Raw genomic sequence first — 23485 nt, 5'->3', positions numbered from 1 at the left:
CAAGAAAAAAAACGATGAGACCTAAATTAAAAAGTAAATTTACATCTAGCACCCCTTGCCGCTTTATCAATTGATAGGAGCAAGGGGTGCTGTGGGCTAATCCGATTAGACGTGCTTTTTACTCTTTTATCTCAGCCTCTTTCTCGATGTACATTTTTTTTATTGATTTTATCCATGAATTTAAAAACAACACGTTCTACTTCTAATGTTTGAGGGCTATGAGTAGGCACATCCGCTTCCCCACTACGCCACGTTTGCTGTAGCAGTTTAGGGACTGCTTTGCATTCATCCACTACATGTTGAACTGCGTCTTTTTTATAGTTGATGTCTTGTTGAAGTTTTTGTTGTGTCATCGTTAATGCATCCGTTTCACGTTTTATCTTTTCAACTGATGTTTGCATGCGCTCGGTCGTTGCCGTCATTCGTTTAACGGTTGGCTGCATTCCTTTTACTGCTTTCATCGATACAACAGATAAATAGATGAGAGACCCCACAATGATAGCTAAGCTTATGTACACAATGATTATCACTTCTCACCCTCCTCCTTCGCGTTTCTTCTATTATATATACCCATCTATTCTTGAAACATAACGTTACGATTCAAACCGGTCTAATTGATGTAGTAAATTCTCTTTTGCTAATATTTCTCTTTGACGCTCCCCTAGTAAATCAAAATGAGGATACCGTGCACGGTGATGAATATACCGAGCAGAAATGCCGTGCTTCTCTCCCCATTTTGCTAATCGTTCAACATTGACACACCCTACCTTTGTGACTGTATTGACGCCAGGAAATCGATCGTCAATCCAATAATGAGTTAAAAAAGCAATTTCGCCGCTCGCTACTTTCTGCTTCCATTCCTTTAGCTCTGTTCGATTAATGCCAAATGCCATGCTGTCACCTCTACTTTTTCTTCATTTTGCCACTTCTCTCATTCACAAGTCAACTTTCCTATCCATAACAAAAAGCGAGTCAATTGACTCGCCTTTGCTGTTTGTAATGGTTACATTCGCAGGATTTACGTTCTTTTTAAACTTAATAGATTGAACGTTTTCTGCACCTGTAATTTCTTTTATGTCTTCATTTTCAATGATGATTTCTTTGACTTCTGCACCATTTAAATTGATGACCGCTTCTTTGACATTCGGCTTTATTTGAATGGTTGCATTCTTTAAACCTTCTCCACGTAACGAGGTCGATTTTTTCACCATAATTGCTTTTTTAATCACAGTATCTTTATCAAAGTCATAAATGAATCCTTCTGTATTAACCATGAAAAGATTCGTTTTTAATCCTTTAACGTATGTCACATCTTCTTCAACTGGTTGTTCAGCTTTTAACTTTAATTGAACAATAACTGGATCATGATCACTCGCACGACCATGTTCTTCCATAAATGCCGCATTCAAGTGAACCATATCCACTTTCGTTTGATCTGCTAAGTGATTTGATACAAGAATGTGATCAAGAACTTGTGAGTTTCCTTGATAAATGTAAGAATAACGATCTTGCTCTTCTACTTTCTCAACCATGTTCGTTAACTCATTGCCTTTTAGCGCACGAAGTGGGTTTGAAAATTCAAAGTCATTCATATCTCCTACAACAACTACGTTCATGTTTGGGTGTTGGGCTTTCACATCTTTAATAAACGAGTTAATCTCTGTTGCAAGTTGCACACGTTGTACTTCACTCTTTAATACAGGTGGTTGGTTTTTACCGTAAAGTGGTTGATCTCCACCTTTAGAGTTTAAGTGAGCTGCAATGACAATGACATCTTCACCTTGGAATGTAAATTGTCCTGCAAGCGGCTTACGTGTATTTACAAATTTATCTGGTGAAATGCGACCTGGATTGGCTGTTAATTTTCCATTTGCAAATCCAACTGTTTCTGTTGCTGTTCCTTTTTCACCTTCCGCTAAAGACACGCGCTCTGGGTTGTAAAGGAATCCAACACGAATGTTTCCACCTGGAGCTCCACCGTCTTTTTTATCTTCTGGTGCAATGTCAGTAAAAGCATATGTTGGTCCACCAGCAGCTACAATCCCGTTAATTAAACGCTCATAACTCTTTGTTGCATCTGTTGTACCACTATCCGTTTCACCATCGTTATCTTGTACTTCAACTAACCCGATAATATCTGGTGCTTTTAAGTCATGTACCATTGATTCTGCGATTTTTGCTACCTTTTCATCGCTTGTGTTTTTAGGGTTCGCTGAGAAGTTTTCCATGTTGTATGTCGCAACCGTTAGTTCATCTTCTTTTGGTTCAATCGTTGTTACTTCTCGTTTTGTCGTTCCTTCAATACGCTCAGGAAGTTCTTTTTCATCGACTAACACTTTGTAGTTGCTAAATCCATAGCTAACAACTCCAACTACTTCTCCATTTAGCTTATCTCCTGCTTTTGCTACATAATCACGATTACCCATTTCAATAAAAATACGCTCTGGGTTATAGTTTGTTTCTGTTAACTTTAATCCACCTGCTGATGTGCGCTCTTTTGATGCCGTTCCGTTATCAACAACAACCGCTAACTCACCGTATTTTTGTGGTGCAACAATATCAGGGTTGTTTAATTGAACACGCATGCCTTCAAGACTTTCAAAAAAGTCGATGCCATCCTCTTCGGGATCAAACTCAGCGAATTGATCATTATCGATTACACCTGTTGGCTGTACACGACCGTCTTTTCCAATCACAATTGGTGCTGGTAGTTCGCCTGTTCCTGCTTTTTGAATCATTGTTGCGTTAATCTCTGTCATTGCTAAATCTGTTTGTAGCTTATCAGAGTAGCCATTTAATACCCACTCTTTCACTTGTCCGTCTACTTTGACAATGTCTCCTACTTGCATACCGTGAGATGGCTTATAGACTAAAACTGCTTCAGATGTACGATCATCATCATCTGGCTGTTGGTCTTGCATAAAAAAGTTGCTAGCGTCGACAACCTTCGTAATAATTCCTTCTATGTTTGCTACGTTTTGACCATTGTAAGGAGAAGCATGTCCTACTCCTTGAATGTCATGAATGCGTAAGTTTTCTTTTTGAATAATATAGTTAAACGTGTTTACACTACTTGCTTCTAATCCGTCTTTTACAGCAAAAGCTTTCACCGTTGTTTCTTTGTTAATTGTAAGTGGTTCTGTATATGTAGAGCTCTCTACAGTCGGCTCTGAACCGTCCACTGTGTAGTGAATTGTTGCTCCTTCCGTGCCTGTTGATAGTTCAACTTTTGCGCCTTCTTCTACTGGACCTGAAGCTCGTGAAGCAACAACCGCTTTTACTTTTGTATCATCAATTAGCTCGAAAGATGTCGGTGTCTTTAACCCTGGTACCGTGAAGTATGCTTCTAATGAACCTGTGATTTGAACTTTTTGACCAAGAAGTTGAGGATTTTCGAATAAGTTTAATCCTGCACGTATCTTCCCTGATGGTAATTGAACAGGTAAAATTTTCGCTGGATCTCTCTCATCGATTTTATCTGCAATAGCAATGTTTGTATTTTGATTCGAAGCGAAAGGACTTTCAAATTGATATGATTTTGATCCTTTTGTAAAACCAACAATATATCCTTCTACTGTTGCAGTTCCTGCATTATTCGCGATCGCTTCACTAACTGATTTAACAGTCGCAGCTTGCGAAATTGCTGGTGTGAATAAACTGACCATAAACGTAAAAATGACAATAAGGCTAAACAATTTGTTGCTTGATTTTCTTTTCATGTTTCTTCTCCCTTATTTTTGTATTTTTATTCATGATGTGCTGTTCCATTCATTTCCCCTAACGAAGACCTCCAGACTTTTCGATAAATTATGCTAAATTCCGCATACAAATTCTATTTTAGCAGAGCTTTTTTATGAATTTGTAAAGATAATGTAAAAAGTGGAAAAAACACGTAAATAGAACTAATTAACGTATTCAATCTTTCGAAAAATAATCTTTTTTACCTACATATTACTTTTGTTCAAAAAATTAGGAGAAAAAACAAAAGCTTTACCATTCGATTGAACGGTAAAGCTTTTCTTGTATATGTTAGTTTTTCGTTGCGACATCCACAATACGACCTTCAACAGCCGGAATTGTTGGTGTTGCTTTTACATAATCAACAAACATTTCCCAATCAACAAAACCAGGCTCACTTGCACGGCCTTCGTCATATGCTTTCTTAAATACTGTAAAGCCATCTCCACCTTTAGCTGTGAAGATATTTGTTGCTACTACGTATTTCTTTGCGTCATCTAGCGTTGCATACGCTTCGCCTTCTTTTACTTGAACGGTTTGAACACGCTCACCAGCTGGTTTGCTTGAATCATATTCAAACTTCATACCTGCTACGTGTAAGAAAGCACCTGAAGCAACTGGCGCATCTTTTACACTATGCTCTAATGCCGTTTTGATTTCAGAACCTGTTAATTCCATTAACGCTAATGCATTGCCAAATGGTAGTACAGTTAAAACTTCTTCTTGTGTGATGTCACCTTTATCGATTGATGCGCGAATTCCACCACCGTTTTGAAGAGCAATGACTGCGTTTGGATTGACAGTCTTCGCTTTAGCTAACATACCATCTGTAATGAGATTTCCTAGATTTGTTTCTTTTGTACGTACGTTATCGCGAACGCCATCTAATTCTACATCTGTTTTAGCCACTACTTTTTTCTTTGCTTCTTCAACAGCTGGCTTATACTTTTCGTTTAATACTTTCAATGCAGCTGGATCGTCAGCTAATACGTATTGATTATTTTCTTTTTTATCGATATCAATTAGCTTACCGTCATGCTTCACAACTTTACCATGGTCATCAAATTCTACATCTAACACACCAAGGTATTTGCCGTACTCGTTTGCTTGAACGATAACTGTTGGCTCTTCTCTCGTTGAACTTACATACGGCTTATCCAGTAAATCATGAGAATGTGCACCGACGATGACGTCAATACCTGCTACTTCTTTCGCAAGCGTTACATCGTTATCTCCACCGCCATCTTGAAAACCGATATGCGTTAATGCCACAATTTTATTAATTCCTCGGGATTCAAATTCTTTTACTGCTTTTTTCGCTTCTTCAATATAATCTTCAAAGATTACATCGTCGCCAGGGCTTGAAATGTCTTTTGTTTCAGCCGTTGTTAATCCAAAGATCCCCACTTTTTCGCCATCTATCTCTTTGACAATTCCGCTATAGATCATGCCGTCTTTTGGTTCAGATGTGTACTCAGTCGTAAAATGACCTTTTAAATTTTTATCTTTAGAAAAATCTAAGTTTGTACTTACAAATGGAAACTTCGCACTTTCAACAAACTTTCCTAACACGCTTGTCCCATAATCGAATTCATGGTTACCGAACGTCATGGCATCATAGCCAACCATGTTCATCAATTCTACGTCAGCCGCTCCTTCAAATTCATTGAAGTAAAGTGTTCCTGTTAATACATCTCCTGCATCAAGTAAAAGCGAGTTTGGCTTTTCTTCACGAATTTGGTTAACAGCAGTGATTCGTCTTGGAACACGCTCAACGTTCGAGTGCGTATCGTTCGTATGCATAATTGTTAAGTTATAGTTTTCAGGATCTACTGGTTCTTTTTCTACTTTTTCACTACGCACAACAAATGAAGCAAGTTGGCCGCGTGTCACATGTTTGCTTGGTGAAAATGTTGTAGGTGTTGTACCTGTTGTAATTTTATTTTCGACTAATGATGGTAAAAATTCGGCATACCAATCACCAGCTTTTACATCTGTAAATGGTAAGCTTGTTGGTGCTTCTTTCTTAAATTCAAATGATAATGCAATAATCTTCGCCATTTGCGCACGAGTTAATGGTGCATATGGGCGGAACTCATCACCGTATCCACTAATGATTCCTTTGTCAGCTAATGCAGCAATATAACCGTGGAACTCACTTGTTTTTGGAACATCTTTAAACTTCGGATCTTTTGCATTTTCCACATCTAAATCTAACGCAAGCGCAATTACTTTTGCTGCTTGAGCACGGTTTACAGATGCATAAGGTCTAAACTCATCACCGTATCCTTTTACAATATTACGTTCATGTAAACTAAGAACAGGCTCATAGAAGTGATCTCCTGGCTTCACATCTTTAAACAAACTATCTGCTTGAGCACTAGGCGCTAGTGTTACTACCGCTCCTGTCACTAAAGAAGCAGATAATGCAACATTCAATGCTTTCTTTTTACGAACACTTACCTTTTTCATTTTGTTCCCCCTACGTCTATTTTAGATGAGTCGTTCATTCATCAACGATTTACATTGTAACAATCTTCTGTTAGGACATTGTAAATGTAATGTAAAAAATAGGTTGATATTCACACTGTCCTTTCGTCACAATATGTTGATTTTTCTTGATATGTAGCGAATAAGCTCGACTCTTTTTAATTTTAACAAAATTAAAGGATCATTTCACATATTTCTGTTAATTTACAAAATTAAAACCAAATACCTATTCATTGCTTAGTCATTTTTCACATTCTGATTCTTTTAAATTGATAGAGGGCAAAACTAACGAAAAGAGTTGTACTCGCAAACAGCAATGCGATACTTGAGAAAGAAATGACATATGCATTATAAATATTTACTTGCGATGTCCATCGCGTGTAATCAAGATTAAAAAATGTAGCTGCAGCATTTAGAAAAAACAACACCATAAAGATAGTCACAAGCCCACTCCAAGCTCCTTTCATGTCTTCCGAACTAAGTGCAATATGAGTGGAAATGCAAATAGACAGAAAAAGAAAGAACCAAAACGCGGGACTCATCACATTCGACCATGTAAATAAGCTCTTCAACAACATCCCAATTGAAAGAAACGTACTTTTAATAAATGTGACATCTAACTGCTCTGTTTGAACATTCATTTCAACACTTCTTATAAATACTTCGTACGACTGTGGGACAAGCCCATACATAAGACTAATTAACGCAACAATTCCAATCAACACTGGTGCAATTCCGATAAAAAACTTTCCAATCCGTTGATAAAGACTTTCTGGATTATATTCGTGTTGGACATATCCTAAATATCCATTTCTCGTATTCGTCGGAAACCACTGCACATCGACAATACGGTGACGAAACAAAATACACATTAAAACATGACCAAGTTCATGAATCGGTGTTCCAATCCAAGCCGTCACTAAAAAGCCTTTCTCTCCAAACACACTTGTCACATACATTCTCGATTTATTTTGCATAAAGCCTAATAAAAAGCCAACGACACAAATGATTCCAACAAGTGAAAAAAGTTGAATCAATGTCGTTAGCAACAATTCTAAAACTATCGTTAATGTATCCATTTATTCACCCAATTCTATCAGTCTTTGTTTTCTTTATTGTAACTGATAAAATCATTACTCCCAACAGAAACACATGGATTTTATGGTTCATTCAATAGTACGATGATCATTTCTCTCTTTTTAAACGTAAAACTTCTTAAGCGGTAGGTAACCTAACTTTTTCGCTTCCATTTCTAGCTCTTCACGGAACTTTGGATGAGCAATCTGAATTAACGATTCGGTTCTCTCGCGAATGGTTTTCCCTTTTAGTTCAGCTACTCCATATTCTGTCACAATGAAATCTACATCATTTTTTGAAGTTGTCGCCACAGCACCCGCTGGTAGTCTTGGCACAATTTTTGAGATGGTGTCATTTTTCGTCGTTGAATATAAACAAATAATGCCTCGTCCATTCTTTGCTAATCGAGCACCTTTTGCAAAATCAGACTGTCCACCCGTTGATGAGTAATAGTTTCCTACTACCGTTTCAGAGTTACATTGACCTAGAAAATCAACTTCAACCGTTGAATTGATGGACACAAGGTTTTCAAGTTGTGCGATTGAACAAACATTATTAGATTGATCACACGGCAGCATATAAAGGTCTTTATTTTCATGCATAAAGTCATAAAGTCTTTGTGTTCCGAACGCAAATGTCATCGTAGATTTCCCTTGAAAGACGGACTTTTTCGCATTAGAAATGGCACCCGCTTCATACAAATCAACAATTTTATCAGGAAGCATTTCTGTATAAATGCCTAAATCTCGATGATCAGTTAAAAAGCTCATGACTGCGTTAGGCATTGCTCCAAACCCAATTTGCAGTGTATCTCCGTCCTTAATAATTCCTGCAATCGTCTTTCCGATGACTTCATCTTTTTCTGTTAAAACCGGTGGAGGTGCAGAAGGTAACGGTTGATGATTTTCAACAAGTGCCGTCACTTGACTAATATGGATGCGATTGTTTTCTCCATATGTTTTTGGCATGTTTTCGTTCACTTCAAGAATGATTTGTTTAGCATCTGCAATGAACGGTACGGTATAAGCAGCACTTACCCCTAAAGAAAAGTAACCTTCTTCATCCATTGGAGATACAGCTGCCATGATGACACGATTCGTTGTCATCTGTTTTAACAGTGCAGGGATGTCCGAAAAGTGATTCGGTAATAAGTCCACAAGTCCATCGCGAAAAGCAACTCGGTCTTGCCCACCTAAAAAGAGAGAAACTTGTTTCAGTTTTTTTTCACTTACATCTAATACAGGATATGCTGGCAACATCCGATAAAGTCGATTCCCTTCTAATCTTGGATGATGAGCAAGCGATGCGATTAATGCGGGTGGTTCTCCAGCCATAATTGGTACAATCACATCTGTGTGAGGCTCAATGTATTGAATCGCTTCTCCTGGTGTTCGTCGTTTTGATTCATATTGCGCTTGAATGTTCACGTGAAATCCCCCTTTAGCTAACATAAGACTTAACTTCCCACCTGTTGAATTCATACATATGTGTGTAAACTTTCATTTACTTTTAAGGAAATAATACCATTTCATCGAATCGATTAATAGACTATCTTTTCTAAATAGTAAGATAAATAATTAGTAGTCTTTTCCTCTCATTCCCATACCTTTTATGGACATTACACAACTCATTTTCTACTTTTAAAACCGTGACTATTTACCCCTACCTCTAAATATTTTACTATTAATTAAGAATTATAAAAAAGATTGTCGTTAACCTACTCTACGCAAGAAAAAACAGAGGCTAAAATGAGGTGTTGTTGATGAACATGATTTACTTATCAGTTGAAAAGACGAGGAAAGATATGATTGATACAGCTTTAAAAAATGGTTTAACATGTCCAAAATCAATCAAACTGAGTCAGCATCTTGATAAGCTATTAAACCTATTAAATGAATGTAACATCTCTGTTGATGAATATAATGAACTCTAGTCATTATTTTGTGACATTTACTTTTTGCCAACTAGTATGAGAGAAGCTTTCCACGGAAGTGAGGTACGAATTAAGAAAGGTGCTTCCACTCATTTCATTCGCTTCATAATAAACAGAATGCTATACTTTTAGAAGCATATTTATCGTAACAAACAGATAAAAAGGAGCGTCACTAAAATGAGTGTCTTAGTCCTATCCGGAAGCACGCGAAAAGATGGAAACACAGCTTACTTAGCCAACAAAATCGTAGAAGGTATTGACCACACATTTGTCTCATTAGCTAATAAAGAGATTAAACCGATTGTAGATATGAGACATACCGAAGAAGGATTTTCACCTGTGGATGATGATTACGAAGAGCTTGTGCAACTTATGCTCGAACATGACGTATTCGTATTTGCGACACCGCTTTATTGGTACGGAATGAGCGGCCCAATGAAAAACTTTTTCGATCGTTGGTCACAATACTTGCGTGATGAGCGCTTTCCTTTTAAAGAAGAATTGAAAAAGAAAAAAGCCTATGTTGTCATTACAGGTGGACCTGATGCAAAGATCAAAGGTTTGCCACTTGTTCAGCAATTTAACTACATCTTTGAGTTTGTGAACATGGAGTTTGTTGACTATGTAATCGGAGTAGGTGGAAAACCAGGCGATGTCGTCAACGATAACCTTGCATTGAATAAAGCAAAAAGTTGGAATGAACAGTTACGTTAAAAGCAAAAAGGTGGATTCGCAATGACGAACCCACCTTTTGTTAATTTCTTAAAATAATGTAAATCATATAAACAACGTATGCGATGACTAACGCTATCCCTTCAAACTTTCCAATTTTATAGTGAGTTCTTGAGAACAACAGTAAAACGACTGTAAGAATAATCATCAATAACGCATCAGTAAAAATCTTACTGTCAACCGCAAGAGGTGAAATGACAGAAGCCGAACCTAGTACGAACAAAATATTAAAAATGTTGCTTCCAACAATGTTGCCAAGTGCGATTTCGCTTTCTTTTTTAATCGCAGCTGTAATGGATGTAATTAACTCAGGCAATGACGTTCCAACAGCCACAATGGTTAATCCAACTAATGTTTCACTCATGCCGAATGACAGGGCAATTTCTGTCGCATTGCTCACGACAAATTCTCCACCTAAAATAATCCCTGCTAACCCTACTAATGTCAGAACAGTATTCTTCCCCCATGCAGGCTTTTCTGTAGCTGTCACATCTTCTTTTACCTTATCACGGTTATTACGTGCTACTTCAAATATGTAATATAAAAAGATACCAAAAAACAATAATAGAATAACTCCATCACTTCTTGTAATGAAATTTGCACTTAACCCTTGAAGTGCGATATCACTAATTAATACAATCAGTGCTGTGCTCCCTAATAACGTAAACGGTATTTCTTTACGAATCGTTTCACTCTCAACCATTAACGGATTAATCATCGCTGTTAATCCGACAACCAGTGTAATATTAAAAATATTACTTCCAACAACGTTTCCGATGGCTACTCCAGCCGTTCCTTCTAATGCAGCGACAATACTGACGGTTGCCTCTGGTGAACTCGTTCCAAACGCCACAATGGTTAACCCAATCAACAAAGGGGACACATTCAGCCCACGAGCAATCTTTGAAGCACCGCTCACAAAAAAGTCTGCTCCTTTAATAAGCAAGGCAAAGCCGACAATCAGTAATAGATATGTCACGCGAATCTCCTTCTTTCTGCATAAACTGTTATCACTAGTCTATATTACCTGAAATCCAATCATATAACCTAATGAAAGATGAGCAAAATAAAAGAGGGTAGGACATAAGGAAATGATTCCTTCTCAAAAACGAACAATATCATTTCTATCATCGTTAGGTTACAACAACAAGTTCGTTCCATTGCGCTCCATTCCACTATTCTTTTAAACTTGTTTTTCCAACCAACAAAAATATCCGAACTATCAAGAGTATATAACTCAAAATAGTTCGGATATCTTACCTACTGAAACACTTATGTCTTAGCCTCTTTTACTGTATGATCTCGACTGGGTTCGAACCAGCGACCTCCACCCTGTCAAGGTGGCGCTCTCCCTGCTGAGCTACGAGATCGTAATGTTATGTATGAATTTATTATACGAACCTAGTACGGTCTTGTCAATCATTTTTCCTATTCTATCAATATTGTAAACGGTTAAACAACATCACTTATATGGATTCTGTCTTCTTGCTTTGCTACACTAAAAAGAACGAACTGGAGGGATATGAGATGGATCAGCATCATTATTTACAGCGTATTGGAGTAACCACCGATTCATTACCTACACTTCATTACCTTGCACATTTACAAGAACAACATATGTTTCACGTACCGTTTGAAAACCTTGACGTTATCAAACAAACACCGATTGTATTGGATACAGAACGCTTTTATGCCAAAGTAGTGAATCGCTTTCGGGGTGGATTTTGTTATGAGCTGAATGGGTTGTTTCATTGGTTGTTAAAGACAGTAGGGTACGATGGACGACTTCTAGCAGCAACCGTTCAAAAAGACGATGGAACGTGGGCATTGGAAGGAAGTCATGCGACGAATATGGTGACAATTGATGGATTATCTTATCTTGTGGATGTTGGATTCGGTGACTCAATTCGTCAGCCTATCCCGTTTAGCGGTGAAATCATAACTGATATAAGTGGCTCTTATCGACTCACTCTATTAACAGATCAAACGTATGACTTTCAAAAGCAACAAAACGGGAAATGGAAAACTACTTATCGAGTATCCACTGTACCTAAGCAACTTCAAGATTTTCAGCCTATGTGTGAATTTAATCAAACGTCTCCTCTCTCACCATTTACAAAGGCACGGCTCGCAACCATTGCAACAAAAGATGGACGAATCACATTATCTGGCTCAACACTAACGATTACAAAGGAGCAAGATAAGAAAAAAATAGATCTACAAGAACAAGACATTGATGAGGTATTGGATCAATATTTTCATATTCAACTCTAAAAAATAGAGAGTGGGACATAACGAAATGATTCCTTTCTAAAAACGAACAATGCCGTTTCTATCATCGTTAAGTTACAACAACAAGTTCGTTCCATTTCGCTCTAACCACTCGCTTTTTGCGGGGAGGAACCTGAGCCTCCTCGTTCCTGTGGGGTCTCAGCCTTTCCTCTATTTCCCGCAGGAGTCGAGTGTCCTACGCTCCATTCCCCTATTCTTTTAAACTTGTTTTTTAATCAAAAAATGAGGCTGACTCAAAAGGTTGAATAAATTCGATCTGAGAGTCGCCTCTTTTACTTTTCACCCATTTTATAGGTTTTGTTGTGGTGACTTAATTATAACAAAAGAGGGATTTTCTTGTATTTTTTTACACAAAAAAATATCGTAAGCTAAGTTGATTGGAGTGGAAGGCGCGAAGACTCCTGCGGGCGCAACTGGTCAGGTGAGACCCCGCAAGAGCGAAGCGATGAGGAGGCTCAGCGCCAGCCCCGCGGAAAGCGAAGCGCCTGGAACGGAAATCAACGGACTAATTTTAGAAGCTAACCTAAAAAGAGAGTGCCCAAAAGTTTATACCTTTTGGGACACCCTCGTCTTATCGACTGAAACGCTTATGTCCCAGCCTCATTTTTGTAAAAAAACCAACTCCGTTGGCTCCACTGCTTGCTTATTCATCTTTTTGTACTCCACGTGAAAACTTCCTAACTTCTTCCCTGCGACGTCTTCTAGATAAAGAGTTGCCATTAACCCGTTATCGTTGACGTCGTATGACACAAACGAATCGGTTGAAAGAATGGGCGCTTCACTATTCCCTTTTAGCTTCAACACATCTTTATCATTCAATTGAACATGAAACGCACTGTCATCCATATAATATTTAACTTCTTTTAGTAAAATTGTTCGTGCATCGTAAACAAGTAGCTCTGAAACAGGTTTTGTAACAGTGACAACTTTTGCTTCGTTAACAAACACACCTTTTGCTACTTTTTGAGGAAGCAATACAACGAGCTCTTTTGTTCCGTCCCCGTTCAAGTCAACTTCTTTTAAAACAGGTTGTTTCGATAATGTTTTAACTGCTTGCCAATCTGGAAACGAGTATACGTGTCCATTGACTTGTAAGTGAAAATCTTCATACATCCCATTTCGTTCTTCTGCTTGTAGAACAATATCTTTCTTTGCTAATTCATCCACTACTTCACGCTGTGCATGCGTCATCATAGGTTGAACAAGCATAAAAGCAATCGCTAAAACAACAAGCCTCTTCATGGAAAAACCTCCCTTTTCCCACTAGGATGAGCTATTTTCTCCCTTTTATTCTTGTTTCGACTCAATAGATAATGCCCAATTCAAAAACGTTTTACCTTTTTTGACATATGATGAAGCAGAGCGCATTAGATCATCGAACGAAATGAGTTGGAGCTATATGAGCATCACCTATCGAATTGCAACACCAGAAGACTATCATGATGTAAATCATGTATTGGCTGAATCTCTTCACTTACATGCTGACGCTTTACCGGACTTATTTGATAAAGAATCTTACCTGTTTACCCCTCAGCAATATCAATCAATTATGTATTATTCGACCGTTGACATTATCGTTGCAGAACGAAATAACGAGGTAGTCGGAGCTTCTGTTGTGGAATTAAAGTATAACCCTCCTTTAAAAGCAACACCTCCATACTACACTGCGTACATTCAATTTTTCAGTATAAAAAAAGGCTACCAACAGCTCGGAATTGGGAAAGAACTATTCGATCTTACGAAGAAATGGGCACAAAACAAAGGAGCTCTTGACCTTCAACTAACGGTCTGGTCTTTTAACGAAAAAGCAATTCGCTTTTATGAAAAACTTGGGCTGAGCGAAGCGAGTAAATTAATGAGGCTAAAGTTGGATCTTTAGAAGTGAAGAGGAACAAGCTTTCATCCAGAAAGAGCGTAACAGAAAAAGGCAGTGTCATCCGTGCTCTTTGCACGCTTTAACACTGCCTTTTGTATTTTAATTGGCTGTCTCACTTGCTTCTTGTTCACGCTCTAAATCGTCACGTTGACGATGAGCTAAACGACTCGCTGCACTTGCAGCAACGCTTGCTACTAGGTCATCCAAAAACGTATGCACGCCTCCGTCTTTCTTTGTATCTAGCTTTTCGATAATACCAACCTTGACCTTATCTAAGTGACCAAACGTTGTCACTGCAATGCTTCCATATGTTAAAACGGCACCAAGCGCAATTGTTTCATCCACACCAAATAATCCTTCATCTTGTTCAACAATCGTTTGAAGTGGTTCTGATAGCTTTTTTTGTTCAGCGAGCTTGTCTAATTCAATTCCAACAAGTAATGCATGTTGAATTTCACGTTTTCGTAAGACTCTCTCCACACTATCTGCACATTCTTGAAGCGTTAAAGTTGGGTTATACGGCAATTGCATTTCATACACAATCTCTGCAATGTCGAATACCGTTACACCTCTTTCTTCTAATAGGGATAATGTTGCTTTTGTGACCTCATTGGATGGGACAAATTTTCTCTCTTTCAACTCGCTCTCCCCTTTCAAAGTAAACTCTACTTTTAGAATGACACAAAATGTAGTCTTTTCCAACTGTTTTCAACCAAATTGAAGCAATATTGACAAACTTTCTTTCTACATATGATACAATAAAGACAACGCTTTCATTATTCTTATTAATCGGAGTCGATAAACATGCAAGAACGTAAACATAAGTTAGAAGAACAATCATTTTACAGTGAATCGTTGAAACAAACTATCACTCTTTTAGTCTATCTTCCTGCAAATTTTTCACCACTTTATAAGTACTCACTACTCATTGCGCAAGACGGACGAGATTATGTGATGTATGGACGCACGCCACGTGTCATTGATGAATTGATGACCGATTCAAAGATCGATCGTACCATTTTTGTTGGTATTCCTTACACATATGTCAAAGACCGACGTGATAAATATCACCCTGAAGGCAATCAACAAGCAGCTTATATCCGTTTTTTAGCACATGAACTTGTACCTTATTTAGATCAAACATACCCAACCTATCAAATGGGGAAAACAAGAACGCTCATTGGAGATTCGTTAGGTGCCACCGTATCACTCATGACTGCCTTAGCGTATCCCCATACCTTTGGGAATGTTATTATGCATTCGCCTTTTGTGAATGACACCGTATTAAAAGCGGTAGACTCTTTTACTGACATTTCATTGCTAGATCTTTATCACGTAATTGGTACGGAAGAAACGGATGTTAAAACGACACAAGATGGTGTGCTAGACTTTCTCACACCAAACAGGGAGCTTCACGAACGAATGGTAGATAAAGGTTATCATGTCTTCTATGACGAATTCAACGGCAATCATACGTGGAAATACTGGCAAAAAGATATGAACCGCGCATTAGAAACGATGCTTTAACGTGTCTACATTATGTATAACGAAAAAACGCGCTCAATTCGCTTGAGCATAAAAGGGAAAATGCTTTTTTACCCATATTTCCATTTCAATATGGATTTATTTTTTGAAAATTTGATATAATGGGCTCAATTCATATATCTATTTTATACATATGATTGAGTATGACCTATTTGAGGAGGGAACTTATTATGAAATTCGGCGTTGTCATTTTTCCATCAAAAAAACTTCAAGATGTAGCAAATTCCTACCGCAAGCGTTACGATCCTAACTACGCACTCATTGCACCTCATTTAACAGTAAAAGAAGCATTTGACGCTTCTGAAGAAGAAATCCAAGAGGTAGTAAAAGCATTGCGTGATGTAGCAAATCGTACAACTCCGTTTACATTACAAGTGACAAAAGTAAGTTCTTTTTCACCTGTTAATAATGTTCTTTACTTAAAAGTAGATAAAAACGATGCTTTACATGGCCTGTATGATAACCTTCATAGTGGGGCATTATCACAAGAAACAGAGTATGCTTTTGTTCCACACATCACCATTGGACAAAAGCTTTCTGATGATGAGCATCTTGATGTATACAGTCAATTAAAATTAGTTGATGTCGCTCAAGAAGAAGAAGTGGATCGTTTCCACCTCCTTTATCAACTTGAAAATGGAACATGGACAGTCTTTGAAACATTTCGTTTTGGAAAGGAATAAACACATTGAACGTAACAATTGCTAACAACGAGAAAAAACGCAACGATGCTTATGCTGTTCGAAAGAAAGTGTTTGTAGACGAACAGAATGTACCAGTTGAAGAAGAAATCGATCAGTATGAAGATGAAGCTACACATATCGTTGTGTATGATCAAAACCACCCTGTAGGAGCTGGGCGCTTTCGAATCGTCGATGGTTACGGGAAAATCGAACGTATCTGTGTGCTTCCGTCCCACCGTCAACATGGTGTTGGAAAACAGATTATGTTGTACATGGAGCACGTAGCATCAACACACGATGTGAACAAGCTCAAATTAAATGCACAAACACAGGCAGAAGCATTTTATCAAAAGCTTGGATATAAAACGATATCAGATGAATTTCTTGATGCAGGGATTCCACACGTTACGATGATAAAGGAGACACACTAAGCAAAAACGGCTTGAGAAGAAAAATTCCTTCTCAAGCCGTTTTGTTTTAAAGTCGGATAAAATGCCAGTAAGTGCTCATACTACTTGTAACAACAAAAAGTTAGGTGAGAAACATGGACTTCGCTCGAATTGCCGTTGAAATTGTTGTTGGTTTTTTTAGCTTGTTTATTCTTACAAAGCTACTAGGAAAAATGACGATTACACAAATTACAACGTTTGATTTTATTTCCGCTCTTGTGCTCGGTGAACTTGTTGGAAATGCCCTTTATTCCCCTGACATTGGTATTTCTAAAATTATATTTGCCACTACCTGTTGGGGCTTGCTTATTTATGTAACAGAAACGGTTACGCAAAAGAATATTCCACTGCGCTTGTTTTTGGAAGGAAAGCCTTCGATTATCATTCAAAAAGGAAAGCTATCATACCGGGAACTACAAAAAAATCGACTCGATATTGATCAACTTTTACATATGCTTCGTTCGAATGGCGTTTTCTCTATTAAAGAAGTGGAGTATGCTATTCTAGAAACAGATGGTACCTTGAACATTATTAAGAAAGACGAGTTTACGAATCCAACAAAAAAAGACTTTAATATGTCTTCATCCACAGACTCCATAGCCGTTACGTTTATTAGTGATGGGCGACTATTAAGTGATAACCTCACACAGTGTGGGTTCGATGAGCAATGGTTAGAGCAACAGCTCGCTACACATGGCATTCGCACCTACGCTCAAGTATTATACGCAGAATGGAAGGAAGGCGAATCTTTACACGTTGAAAAGTATTAAGTACTCTGAATCCAAAGTGCTGCTTTTCGAATAAAAAAGGTCGCCTTTTTATCTTTTACAAGCTTCGTTGCATAAGCCGTAATCGCTGTACGAAATAACATCCAACTCCCTACATTAGAAACCTCAATGTCATACAACTTACACATATGGTAAATAAGCTCTTCTTGACTTAACCCACCCGAATGTTCCTGTAAAAGGTTGTCCATCCTTGTTAAAATCTCTTGATGGTATGCTATATTTGCCTCAACAGTAGGGTGAAATTCCTTTTCAAATGTGCCGTGTCCTGGAACAGCTCCTTTACAAGATAACTGAAGTAATGTTTGCAGTGACTCTAGCGTTTCATCTACATCTACTACAAACGGAATTTTATGTTTGTGTAAAGATTCTACACTAAAATAAGCATCCGTTGCGTATAAATATCCGTTACTCATCACAGCTAACTGATGTTCACTATGGCCTGGTAACGCAACGCACGTGATCTGTATATCTCCACACGTAATCGGACCTTCTTCTACTACTTCATCAATCACAATCGGTGGGCCTTCTAAAAACTTTGTACGCATAGATGGCAAAGGCTTCGTGCCTTGAAACAAATAAAGAGGTTCTAAAAGCGGATAACGAAGAATAGCTTCTTCAAATTTAGGAGCCATTGTATAAACAGCATGCTGTTTCTGTAAAAAGGCCGCTCCCCCATAATGATCCGCATGTGCATGCGTAATAAACAAATGAGTAAGCGGCAAGTTCTTTTCTTTTAATTGCTTCACGATTTTTTTCATCGCTTGCGCATCTAATCCTGCATCAATTAATAATCCACGATTTCCTTCATAAACATACCCTACATTCACAGCGCTCGCAAAATAATAATTTTTGTCAGAAATTTTAGTTAATTCCATTGGTACGTTCTCCTTTTTTCCTCATTATACCATCTATAAGCCAAGGAGTTACACACTCTCGTTAATTAACTGACCTTTTCCTGTTAGCTCGGCCAGCATTCCTTCTACTCTTGTTTTTCCATACACATTTCGAACAGGCAACACTTTTCTCTTAGACTTTTCACGATGCTGGAACAATGGAGAAGAATGTAGCGGCTGTTTCAGTCTCGAATCAATTCCAACCTTCGAAACTTTTTCTACTTGATGATAGGAATGTTTCGTTCCAATTGTACGATTTGCATACTGTGTATACTGATGATTGTGAACTGGTAACACATACCCCATAAAAACTCCTCCCTTTCCTCTTTTCATACCCATTTTTTCAAACAAATCACAAAACTCCACTTCACAACCAGTAAGCCAGCTCCCTCGAACTCTTCCACAAACGCTTAGGTCTAAAAACGTGACATAAGATCTCCTCCGTTATGTCACGTTGGTTAGATCAATATAAGACTTTTACTATATGGTACGTTTTGTTATGATAGTTTTTGACTGTTTACTTTTAAAAAAGAGGAATTTTTTTACACACACTGAACATACAAGGAGGATTGCTTTCATGGAGGTTGCAACTTATCAAGGAAAGCCACTTCGTCTTCGTCACCTCTCTCGAGAGCGATACCAATCAATATATGAAGCGAGTCTTAAAGGTGAAGTAACGTGTAACCATTGTAAAGAGCCTGTAAAACTTTACCTTGGCATTCAAAAAGCACCGTATTTTTACCATACTCATACTCCACATGAGCGTAGTGAATGTATCAAAACGGTTACTTCTACTCCGAAAACAAGCGAGCAGAAAAGCGAAGAGATGGTTGAGCGAAATGGTTTCCGAATGCCTACAAGTCGTTCAATTACCGCTACAAAACAATCAGAGACGAATACATGGAAACAAGGAATAACATTTAAACAAATTCCAACTTATAAAAAAGGCGAGAATACACTCGCTCATCATTCATCTCCCTACTATCTTACATTGGCTTCTCAACAAATTTACTTAGATGAAAATCAATGGGAAGCTGTTACTCATATCGAAGGCCCTTTGTTGACTCTAGCAGGAGCGGGAAGCGGAAAAACAAGAGTGTTAACAGCACGAACAGCTTATATGATGCAAGAAGAACAAATTGCTCCTCAATCGATTATGGTCGTAACATTTACAGCAAAAGCAGCGAAAGAAATGAAAGAGCGTTTAGCATCTTATCCCTCTATTACTCGTCAACACATACAAAGACTCGTAATAGGAACATTTCATGGCATTTTTTACCGTATGGTTGTGCACCATGATCCTGACAAATGGAAAATGGATCACTTGTTAAAATGGGATTGGCAAAAAGAACAGATTATTAAAGAAGGCGCTCGACAACTTCAACTCGATGAAAAAGAGTTTCCTTTTGATCAAGCGATTCAACAAATTAGTTATTGGAAAAACACCTTACTTGATGTAAAAGATGTTCGACCAACTGATCAGTGGGAAGAGCGTGTTCATTATTTATACAAGCACTATGAACAGACCAAGAAGCAACGTCACGTGTTTGATTTTGATGACATGTTGTATGGCTGTTATGACATGCTCGTTCATAACCCTGAATTGCTTGAGCGTTACCAAAACAGATTGCAATATTTCCTCATTGACGAATTTCAGGATATTAACAAAGTGCAATATGAAATTATGAAATTGTTAAGCGCAAAATCTAAAAACATTTGTGTCGTTGGTGATGATGATCAGTCCATCTATGCATTTCGTGGTAGTGACCCTTCATTCATTTTACACTTTGAGCGTGACTTTCCAGATGTAAAATTAATTACATTGAACCAAAATTATCGTTCCGCCCATCCAATTGTTGCATCGGCCAATAAAGTGATTTCTATGAACACCGCACGCCACCCTAAAAAGATGGTCGCTCAATTTACAAGTGACATTGAGCCACTTTTTTTCTTTCCTCACGATGAGGAAGAAGAAGCAACCATGATTGTCAATGATATGAAAGAGCGAATCCAAGAAGGGGCAAGCCCTTCTGATTTTGCGATTTTGTATCGCACTCATTCATCAGCGCGAGCTATTTTTGAGCGCCTTACTCAATCTCATTTACCGTTTACGATCGACCAAGACGCGGATTCATTTTATAATCGTCGAATTGTCAGAAGTTTACTCGCTTTTTTACGGTTAAGTATCAATCATAACGATACAAGTGCTCTTTCTGACTTAGTCCAGGCACTTTTCTTAAAACAATCAGCGATTAATGACTTAAAAGCGCTTAGTATTTTACATGATGTTTCGTTTGTTGACGCGCTTCAACATTTAGAAAACTTGCATCCGTTTCAACAAAAAAAACTTAAAAAAGTCTCTCCACTTTTTCATTCACTACCTTCAATGAAGCCAATCGTTGCCATTGAAACCATTACAAAAGATATGGGGTTTGATGATTTTGTGAAAAAGCGCGGCAATGAAGGAAATAAGATGGAAAAAGGATCTGACGATGTGCGTGATTTGAAAGTGGTGGCAAAAAAGTTTTCAACTGTTCAACAACTGCTTGACCACGTCGATCATATGGTCGCGATGAATAAAGAAATGAAAACATTAAGTAAACAATATGAAGAAAGTATTCAATTAACAACAATCCACCGAGCAAAAGGACTCGAATACAAGCACGTCTATGTACTAAGTAACGTTGATGGTGGTCTCCCCCACGATTACGCGTTAGAATCGTACCGCAATGGTGACGTGGCTCCTTTAGAAGAAGAACGTCGATTATTATATGTAGCGATGACTCGTGCTGAACATTCATTATTATTATCAATTCCACAAACACGTCGTGGAAAAACTGCATACCCATCGCGCTTTTTAAAACCATTTATGAACGTGACACGCTCTGAAAATAGAAAAGGTTGAGTGAGAAGGGATAAACTCCTTTTTTCACTCAACCTTTTTCTATGACTGTACCTTTACACATACGACATTTATTTTTTTTCGTTTAACATCTTCGCAATGGTTCCAAAATCTAATGACTGCTTATTACCAGTGATTGCTTTTACGATTTGATCTTCTTTTTGCTGTGATACTGGCTTATTGGCAATTTGAGCTACTCTCTTTACAATGCTACGAACCGTCTTTTCATCTTGAAAGTTCGCGTTTTGAACAGAATTTGCTAATTCAAAAATATCTTTCATATTCACACCTGTTTTGTTTTCAATGTTTTTAAACATATTGTTATCCATCTTAATCCCTCCTCGGTTCATACTCATATCGTATGTGCGATAAACACATTAGGTGATACATTTGCCTAATTTGTTTTTACTTCTAGACAAATAGGAAAGTACGAGCGGAAAACCACTCGTACTCTTTCTGTGCTGCATGTTTTGTTTAGAAGGGTATCAAATTAGTTGTAGAAGCAAGCACAACCTACAATGATTAATAAGATGAATAGTACCACGATAAGAGCGAAGCCACCGCCGTAGCCACCGCCATAACCGCAACCGCCATATCCATATCCGCAGTATCCGAATGACATATCTTTACACCCCCTCTGTCCTTGTTCTTTAATAAAGTATGTGAGTACATGCCAATTGGTATGGGCTTTTGAAGAATTTATTTAAAGATAGACTTATTGACCAAATGGATCTTTCAAATCCATTTGATCAAGCTCCTCACCACGCCTTGAAAGTTCCCGGTTTTGCTCTTCCATCATCTTTTCAACACGTTTAAATCGTTCTTCATGAGGGCCCATGATATTTCTTTCAAAAAATCGTTCAAGTTCATCAAATAAATCCGGCATCGTTATCACCTCCATGCATCGTATTCGACTCATAAAAAAAAGTACCTTATCTACTTCCTTTGTAGATAAGGTACGACTTCATTGGTGATACGGTGAACTTCTTTACACAAATCCGTATACATTTCCTTATATTCAATACTTGCATTTGAAAGCCATTCAAATTGTGCTTCGCATCGTTTTAAACTTGCTAGTAAGTATGCATACTCATCAACACTATCTTTTTGAATGACATCATCATAAAGATCAACATACACCCGTCCTAGGTTATCTACTTGCGCTAGAAAGATGTCTTTAATCGTATACCCTTTTCGTTCAAGCTGTGTCTCTAGCCACACTTGAGTAAATCCTGCTGTTTTAAGGGATTGATCTAATAATTGACCATCCATAATAATCGTATGAGGTTCTTTATCTGTTATATATGTAGCAAATAGGTCTTCTACACGAACTGGTTGCTTTGGTTTTTTTAACAACACGCTAAGATCACCATTTGCTTCAAGCGTAGCAAACTCAACATCTGCTAATTTAAAAACGTCCTTTTTTCTCAGTTGCTCTAGAAGTTCATCGGCTGTATATTTTTCACGTCGTAAGTTCTCTTCTAGCACTTGTCCATTTTGAATAAAAACGGTTGAATTGCCTTCGAAAAAATCTCGGAATGCTTTGTTTTTTAACGATATTTTGCCAATCAATAACGGTGCCAACGTCCATATTAAAATACTCGTTACTCCATTTGATACGTCAAGGTCAATATCCATCGACAAGGTACCTGCAATATCTCCTACTGTAATTCCTGCAATGTACTCAAAAAAAGAAAGCTTGGACAATTGTTTTTTCCCAAGCAATTTTGTAATGATAAACAATCCAATGACGATGGATACCGATCGAATTACAATTTGAATCCATTCTGGCATACTTTTATCTCCTTCTTATTTCAACCCTCGAGCACCTTGTTGTTCAAGCTCTTTCAGATGTTTCATCGCTTTATGACGTACAGCTTGCGTATCATGAGCAGCTTGTTTAAACACCCTTTTCATTGTTTCATCTTGTGATTGTGCCACACATTGTTCTATTAACGCCTGAATTTGTTTAAGCTGAATCACACTTTCTTTTACTTCCTTTTGAAGCATCGGTAACAACCCTTTCGAACCTTGTTTCTTATTATGTTCTGACATTATGGATTAAAATATGAGGTAAAAACAAAAGA

Annotated in this window: 25 protein-coding genes and 1 tRNA gene; 9 read left to right on the top strand and 17 right to left on the bottom strand. The window is 37.8% G+C overall.

Going from position 1 to position 23485, the window contains the following annotated elements; translation table 11 throughout:
- Positions 1 to 131 precede the first annotated feature (131 nt).
- The 6 genes from DIS06_RS11530 to DIS06_RS11505 form a co-directional block, all read right to left on the bottom strand.
- Entirely contained in the window at positions 132 to 530 is a 399-nt protein-coding gene (locus DIS06_RS11530; protein ID WP_110113426.1) for a DUF948 domain-containing protein, read from the bottom strand.
- A gap of 63 nt (positions 531 to 593) precedes the next feature.
- Positions 594 to 893 carry a hypothetical protein gene (locus tag DIS06_RS11525; protein WP_110113425.1) on the bottom strand — a complete coding sequence of 100 codons (300 nt, stop codon included), beginning with the start codon at positions 891 to 893 and terminating at the stop codon, positions 594 to 596.
- A gap of 42 nt (positions 894 to 935) precedes the next feature.
- Complete coding sequence (locus tag DIS06_RS11520) at positions 936 to 3719, bottom strand: DUF6359 domain-containing protein (protein ID WP_110113424.1); 2784 nt, start codon at positions 3717 to 3719, stop codon at positions 936 to 938.
- Positions 3720 to 4029: 310 nt separating this feature from the next.
- A complete protein-coding gene (locus DIS06_RS11515) occupies positions 4030 to 6210 on the bottom strand; it encodes a 5'-nucleotidase C-terminal domain-containing protein (protein WP_110113423.1) in 2181 nt (726 codons plus the stop codon).
- A gap of 266 nt (positions 6211 to 6476) precedes the next feature.
- Positions 6477 to 7307 (bottom strand): hypothetical protein, encoded by an 831-nt coding sequence (locus DIS06_RS11510; protein ID WP_110113422.1) that lies wholly within the window; start codon positions 7305 to 7307, stop codon positions 6477 to 6479.
- A 120-nt stretch (positions 7308 to 7427) separates the two neighbouring features.
- Complete coding sequence (locus DIS06_RS11505; RefSeq protein WP_239422031.1) at positions 7428 to 8732, bottom strand: acetyl-CoA hydrolase/transferase family protein; 1305 nt, start codon at positions 8730 to 8732, stop codon at positions 7428 to 7430.
- A 335-nt stretch (positions 8733 to 9067) separates the two neighbouring features.
- On the opposite strand from DIS06_RS11505, the gene DIS06_RS11500 reads away from it, so the two are divergent.
- Positions 9068 to 9238, top strand: coding sequence for an aspartyl-phosphate phosphatase Spo0E family protein (locus DIS06_RS11500; RefSeq protein WP_110113420.1), 171 nt, complete (start codon positions 9068 to 9070; stop codon positions 9236 to 9238).
- A 177-nt stretch (positions 9239 to 9415) separates the two neighbouring features.
- Positions 9416 to 9952 (top strand): flavodoxin family protein, encoded by a 537-nt coding sequence (locus DIS06_RS11495; protein ID WP_110113419.1) that lies wholly within the window; start codon positions 9416 to 9418, stop codon positions 9950 to 9952.
- Between the two features lie 40 nt (positions 9953 to 9992).
- Here DIS06_RS11495 and DIS06_RS11490 read toward each other — a convergent pair whose 3' ends face one another.
- Together DIS06_RS11490 and DIS06_RS11485 are read right to left on the bottom strand one after the other, a co-directional pair.
- Entirely contained in the window at positions 9993 to 10949 is a 957-nt protein-coding gene (locus DIS06_RS11490; protein ID WP_110113418.1) for a calcium/sodium antiporter, read from the bottom strand.
- Positions 10950 to 11267: 318 nt separating this feature from the next.
- Positions 11268 to 11340 (bottom strand) — tRNA-Val (locus DIS06_RS11485).
- A gap of 157 nt (positions 11341 to 11497) precedes the next feature.
- Between DIS06_RS11485 and DIS06_RS11480 the strand changes: the two genes are divergently transcribed.
- Positions 11498 to 12244, top strand: a complete 747-nt coding sequence (locus tag DIS06_RS11480) for an arylamine N-acetyltransferase family protein (RefSeq protein ID WP_110113417.1) — start codon at positions 11498 to 11500, stop codon at positions 12242 to 12244.
- A 618-nt stretch (positions 12245 to 12862) separates the two neighbouring features.
- Here DIS06_RS11480 and DIS06_RS11470 read toward each other — a convergent pair.
- Positions 12863 to 13504 (bottom strand): hypothetical protein, encoded by a 642-nt coding sequence (locus DIS06_RS11470; RefSeq protein ID WP_110113415.1) that lies wholly within the window; start codon positions 13502 to 13504, stop codon positions 12863 to 12865.
- Between the two features lie 157 nt (positions 13505 to 13661).
- Between DIS06_RS11470 and DIS06_RS11465 the strand changes: the two genes are divergently transcribed.
- Positions 13662 to 14141, top strand: a complete 480-nt coding sequence (locus DIS06_RS11465) for a GNAT family N-acetyltransferase (protein ID WP_110113414.1) — start codon at positions 13662 to 13664, stop codon at positions 14139 to 14141.
- A 96-nt stretch (positions 14142 to 14237) separates the two neighbouring features.
- On the opposite strand, the gene DIS06_RS11460 is transcribed toward DIS06_RS11465, so the two are convergent.
- On the bottom strand, positions 14238 to 14777 hold the full coding sequence (locus DIS06_RS11460) for a phosphatidylglycerophosphatase A family protein (protein ID WP_110113413.1): 540 nt from the start codon (positions 14775 to 14777) through the stop codon (positions 14238 to 14240).
- 165 nt (positions 14778 to 14942) lie between these two features.
- Between DIS06_RS11460 and DIS06_RS11455 the strand changes: the two genes are divergently transcribed.
- From DIS06_RS11455 to DIS06_RS11440, 4 genes are all read left to right on the top strand, one after another.
- Complete coding sequence (locus DIS06_RS11455; protein WP_110113412.1) at positions 14943 to 15665, top strand: alpha/beta hydrolase; 723 nt, start codon at positions 14943 to 14945, stop codon at positions 15663 to 15665.
- 188 nt (positions 15666 to 15853) lie between these two features.
- The gene (locus DIS06_RS11450) at positions 15854 to 16366 is read left to right on the top strand and encodes a YjcG family protein (protein ID WP_110113411.1); all 513 of its coding nucleotides are present in this window, start codon (positions 15854 to 15856) and stop codon (positions 16364 to 16366) included.
- 5 nt (positions 16367 to 16371) lie between these two features.
- The gene (locus DIS06_RS11445) at positions 16372 to 16797 is read left to right on the top strand and encodes a GNAT family N-acetyltransferase (RefSeq protein ID WP_110113410.1); all 426 of its coding nucleotides are present in this window, start codon (positions 16372 to 16374) and stop codon (positions 16795 to 16797) included.
- Between the two features lie 113 nt (positions 16798 to 16910).
- A complete protein-coding gene (locus DIS06_RS11440; protein WP_110113409.1) occupies positions 16911 to 17585 on the top strand; it encodes a DUF421 domain-containing protein in 675 nt (224 codons plus the stop codon).
- Here the strand turns inward: DIS06_RS11440 and DIS06_RS11435 are convergent.
- Positions 17582 to 18478, bottom strand: a complete 897-nt coding sequence (locus tag DIS06_RS11435; protein WP_110113408.1) for an MBL fold metallo-hydrolase — start codon at positions 18476 to 18478, stop codon at positions 17582 to 17584. The genes DIS06_RS11440 and DIS06_RS11435 overlap by 4 nt on opposite strands.
- 48 nt (positions 18479 to 18526) lie before the next feature.
- Complete coding sequence (locus DIS06_RS11430) at positions 18527 to 18802, bottom strand: hypothetical protein (RefSeq protein ID WP_162595962.1); 276 nt, start codon at positions 18800 to 18802, stop codon at positions 18527 to 18529.
- Positions 18803 to 19073: 271 nt separating this feature from the next.
- Here DIS06_RS11430 and DIS06_RS11425 point away from each other — a divergent pair, with 271 nt between their 5' ends.
- Positions 19074 to 21401, top strand: a complete 2328-nt coding sequence (locus DIS06_RS11425; RefSeq protein ID WP_110113406.1) for an ATP-dependent helicase — start codon at positions 19074 to 19076, stop codon at positions 21399 to 21401.
- Positions 21402 to 21469: 68 nt separating this feature from the next.
- Here DIS06_RS11425 and spoVIF read toward each other — a convergent pair whose 3' ends face one another.
- The 5 genes from spoVIF to DIS06_RS11405 all read right to left on the bottom strand — a co-directional run bounded on the left by spoVIF (position 21470) and on the right by DIS06_RS11405 (position 23408).
- Entirely contained in the window at positions 21470 to 21727 is a 258-nt protein-coding gene (gene spoVIF / locus DIS06_RS11420; protein WP_110113405.1) for a sporulation-specific transcription regulator SpoVIF, read from the bottom strand.
- A 161-nt stretch (positions 21728 to 21888) separates the two neighbouring features.
- Positions 21889 to 22020, bottom strand: a complete 132-nt coding sequence (locus tag DIS06_RS11415; protein ID WP_110113404.1) for a YjcZ family sporulation protein — start codon at positions 22018 to 22020, stop codon at positions 21889 to 21891.
- 93 nt (positions 22021 to 22113) lie between these two features.
- Positions 22114 to 22284, bottom strand: a complete 171-nt coding sequence (locus tag DIS06_RS20395) for a hypothetical protein (RefSeq protein ID WP_204166789.1) — start codon at positions 22282 to 22284, stop codon at positions 22114 to 22116.
- Between the two features lie 50 nt (positions 22285 to 22334).
- Positions 22335 to 23192 (bottom strand): DUF421 domain-containing protein, encoded by an 858-nt coding sequence (locus DIS06_RS11410; RefSeq protein ID WP_110113403.1) that lies wholly within the window; start codon positions 23190 to 23192, stop codon positions 22335 to 22337.
- Positions 23193 to 23207: 15 nt separating this feature from the next.
- Positions 23208 to 23408, bottom strand: coding sequence for a hypothetical protein (locus DIS06_RS11405; protein WP_110113402.1), 201 nt, complete (start codon positions 23406 to 23408; stop codon positions 23208 to 23210).
- Between the last annotated feature and the right edge of the window lie 77 nt (positions 23409 to 23485).

The organism is Bacillus sp. CGMCC 1.16541 (assembly GCF_003184905.1).
Lineage (GTDB): Bacteria > Bacillota > Bacilli > Bacillales > Bacillaceae_H > Priestia.
This window is presented reverse-complemented; position numbering and strand designations above follow the sequence as displayed.